This window comes from Streptomyces sp. UNOC14_S4, from assembly GCF_020740835.1.
Lineage (GTDB): Bacteria > Actinomycetota > Actinomycetes > Streptomycetales > Streptomycetaceae > Streptomyces.
Map to the genome: position 1 here is coordinate 1 of NZ_JAINFC010000911.1, position 1,415 is coordinate 1,415.

The window sequence follows — 1,415 nt, forward strand, 5'->3', positions numbered from 1 at the left end:
CGCCACCAGAACCGTCAGCACCGCGCGCACGCGGCCTCTGCATGCAATCACAGTCTCCCCAGAGGTCCCGTCAACTCTGGCACGATGCAAGAGAGTTCACCATGCCCCGAAAGAACGACAGGGAACACGCCGACGTCGACATGGGCAACTCTCGCCCCGTCCCTGCCCATTGGCCCTGCGCGCCCGGATACTCGCAGGGGACACCCCGCGCGTCCGTCGGCCCACGGGCCACGGACGGACCTCCGACCCGGGAGACGCCATGACCCTTCGCACACGTCGCGCGGCCGTCATCACCCTGGGAGCCGCCCTCGCGGGAGGCTTCGCGGGGCCCGCCCTCGCCCGGCAGACGGACGCCGGTGACGGCGCGGACACCGGGCGCGGCAGGCCCCCGCTGCGCCACGCGCACGCGCACAACGACTACGAGCACCCGCACCCGCTCTCCGACGCCCTCTCCCACGGTTTCGGCAGCGTCGAGGCCGACATCTGGCTCGTGGGCGGCGAGCTTCTCGTCGCCCACGACGCCTCGGAGCTCGACCCCGCCCGCACGCTGGAGTCGCTCTATCTCGCCCCGCTGCTGCGCCGGGTCAGAGCCGGGCGCGGCCGGGTCTACCCGGGCTACGACTTCTCGCTGCAGCTGCTCATCGACATCAAGACCCCCGGCGGGCCCACCTACCGCGAGCTCGCGCGTCATCTGCGGCACTACGGCTCGATGCTGAGCGTCTGTGAGCACGGCAGGGTCCGCCGGGGCGCGGTCACCGCGGTCGTCTCCGGCGACCGGGGCGCCCGCGGGCCGATGGAGGAGGAGCGGGTGCGGCGAGCCTTCTACGACGCGAGGATCACGGACCTCGGTACCGGCGTCCCCGCCTCCTTCGCCCCGCTCGTCAGCGAGGACTGGGGCGCCGCCTTCACCTGGCGGGGCGTGGGGCCGATGCCCGCGCGGGAGCGGGACAAGCTGGCCGGGATCGTGGCGGCCGCGCACGCCGAGCACCGGCAGGTGCGGTTCTGGGCCACGCCCGACCGGCCCGGACCGGCCCGCGACGCCCTCTGGCGAGAGTTGCTCGCCACGGGGGTGGACTACCTCAACACCGACGACCTGGCCGGGCTGGAGGCGTTCCTGCGCGCGCACCGCTGAGCGGTCCGCGTAGTGTTCGGCAGACACCGGCAAATCGTATGATTATGGATTTTTTCGGCAAGGGTGCCACGCGGGAGAGCCGGGTGCGGATTTCGCGCGACGGGCGGTGAACGGCAAACAGTGAGCGGTGAGCGGTGAGCGGTGAGCGGTGAGCGGCGGGGCGTGCGGCGGGGCGCCGGTGGAATGTCGCGATCCAGGGCGGAGCGTGTAGCGGTACGGTCATCGCGCGGCGCCGGGGGCGTGCGGTCGGTGAGGCTGGGCGGTATGGCCACTCCACCCGGAC

The 1,415-nt window shown here is 72.8% G+C and carries 1 protein-coding gene; it reads left to right on the forward strand.

From position 1 onward, the window contains the following. Positions 1-259: 259 nt before the first annotated feature. Entirely contained in the window at positions 260-1,132 is an 873-nt protein-coding gene (locus K6I34_RS36950) for a phosphatidylinositol-specific phospholipase C/glycerophosphodiester phosphodiesterase family protein (RefSeq protein ID WP_229332386.1), read from the forward strand. Positions 1,133-1,415 lie beyond the last annotated feature (283 nt).

Excerpts from the sequence above, each read along its gene's own strand:
- K6I34_RS36950 (WP_229332386.1), top strand. The coding sequence starts at position 260 with ATGACCCTTCGCACACGTCGCGCGGCCGTCATCACCCTGGGAGCCGCC.